Below are 2,032 nucleotides of genomic sequence, written 5' to 3'. Positions count from 1 at the left end.
TCTTGGCGTCGAACAGAAACTGGCGCGCTCGGCCGAAGCGTCGGGCAATGCCTACAAGATCAAGAGCACGCTGCCGAAAACGATGGAGGAGGCGCTCGATCGTTTCGAGGCATGTGAGCCGGTGCGGGAACTGCTCGGCGAGGATTTCTTCCAGACCTATCTGCGCGTCAAGAGCGTCGAGCTCGACCTGTTCCAGGGCGTGGTGACGAGTTGGGAACGCGACCACCTTCTGCTGAAGGTGTGAACATGGCTTCCAGTTCAACGGGTTTCAATTCGGGCCTCGATATCGCCAAATCCTATTATGTCGCCACCGCCAATCCGGCGCCGGACCATCCGGCGCTGGTCGGCGACGTCGACACCGACCTGGTTGTCGTCGGTGGCGGCTGCACCGGCCTGTCAGCCGCCCTTCACGCCGCCGAGCGCGGCGTGAAAGTGGTGCTGCTCGAAGGCGGCAAGATCGGCTGGGGCGCGTCGGGCCGCAATGGCGGCCAGATGATCCCCGGCCTGCGCAAGGGCGCCAAGGGCCTGGTCAAACTCTACGGGCCGGAGCGGGCAAAGGTGCTGTTCGATCTTGCCTTCGAGGCACGCGGGCTGGTGCTCGATATCATTGAGCGCCACGCCATCGATTGCGATCTCAGGCTGACCGGCCATCTGGTCGGCGCGGTCAATGGCTCCGACCTCAGGGATCTCGAGGAAGAGGCCGAGTGTCTGGCCACGGTGATGAAATTTCCGCATGCCGAGATCCTGTCGGCGGCGGAAGCCCGAGCCAAGGTCGACACATCCTACCATGGCGCGATGTACGAGCCGCTCGGCGGCCACATGCATCCGCTGAACTACACGCTGGGCCTTGCCCGTGCGGCAGTTGCGGTCGGCGTCATCATCCACGAGAATTCGGTGGTGGTGAAACTGGAGCGCGAGCCTTCGATCCGGGTCTCGACTGCAAAGGGATCGGTCCGGGCCAGACATGTCGTGCTGGCGGGTGACGCTCTGCTCAACGGGCTGGAGCCGCGCGTCAACAGCCGCATCATGCCGGTCGGCAACTACATCGTCGCCACCGAGCCGCTGGAGGGCACACGCAATGTCATCCCGGCCAATGTCGCGGTGTCCGACACCCGCTTCGTCGTCAATTACTACCGCATGTCGGCGGATGGACGCCTGCTGTTCGGCGGCGGCGAACGCTACACGCCGTCACCGCCGGCCGATATTGCCGGCTTCGTGCGGCCGCATATGGAAAAGACCTTTCCGCAGCTCAAGGGCTGCCGCATCGATCAGGCCTGGGGCGGCTTGGTGTCGGTGACGACATCCAGGCTGCCGCACATCGGGCACTATGGCGAGGTCTATTTTGCGCATGGCTATTCCGGCAAGGGCGTCATCCTGTCGACGCTGTCGGGCAAGCTGCTGGCCGAAGCGATCACTGGCGATGCCTCGCGGCTTGACTTGTTCTCGACGCTGACGCCGATGCCGTTCCCGGGCGGCACGGCGCTGCGTGGGCCGCTCTATGTGCTGGGGATGCTATGGTACGCGATGCGGGATCGTATCAAGCATTGATCAGAGGCAATTGTCGACGTTAGCACTGCCCCTCACCTGCCTGCCGGCATCCTCTCCCCGTCAACGGGGCGAGGGACGCTGTTGTCGCCGGTATCGCCAATGTTGCAGGAAAGGCGATGGCGTTGCGCCAGCTACTTTCTCCCCGTCACTATACGGGGAGAAATGCCCGGCAGGGCAATGAGGGGCGGCGCTGGCGTTTGAAGAGTTTTCGGGCGATTGATTAGACGACAAAAAAATCCTCGATGCGCTGCCTGGCCTCAACCAGCACCGGCAGTATCTCCCGCTCCATCTCCGTCACCGAAAACCGCGCCGATTGCGTCGAGACGTTGATGGCCGCCACTGTGCGCTCCGCCCGGTCGCGGATCGGCACGGCGATCGAGCGCAGGCCGAGCTCCAGTTCCTCATCGACGATGGCAAAGCCGTCGGCCTTCGCCTTGCCGATGGCGCCGGCCAGCAGCCTGATATCGGTGATCGTCTTCGGTGT

At 63.6% G+C, this 2,032-nt stretch carries 2 protein-coding genes and 1 pseudogene; 2 read left to right on the top strand and 1 reads right to left on the bottom strand.

Going from position 1 to position 2,032, the window contains the following annotated elements:
• A pseudogene (locus EN893_RS30940) lies at positions 1-244 on the top strand (glutamine synthetase); the annotation flags it as partial.
• A 2-nt stretch (positions 245-246) separates the two neighbouring features.
• On the top strand, positions 247-1,548 hold the full coding sequence (locus EN893_RS30935) for an FAD-binding oxidoreductase (RefSeq protein ID WP_127271818.1): 1,302 nt from the start codon (positions 247-249) through the stop codon (positions 1,546-1,548).
• Between the two features lie 220 nt (positions 1,549-1,768).
• Here EN893_RS30935 and EN893_RS30930 read toward each other — a convergent pair.
• Positions 1,769-2,032 (bottom strand): IclR family transcriptional regulator C-terminal domain-containing protein (locus EN893_RS30930; protein ID WP_281062514.1); only part of this gene is annotated, 264 nt, incomplete at its 5' end.

This window comes from Mesorhizobium sp. M7A.F.Ca.CA.004.04.2.1 (assembly GCF_004022825.1).
GTDB lineage: Bacteria > Pseudomonadota > Alphaproteobacteria > Rhizobiales > Rhizobiaceae > Mesorhizobium.
The sequence above is the reverse complement of the archived record's forward strand: the minus strand, read 5'-3'. Positions and strand labels throughout refer to the sequence as shown.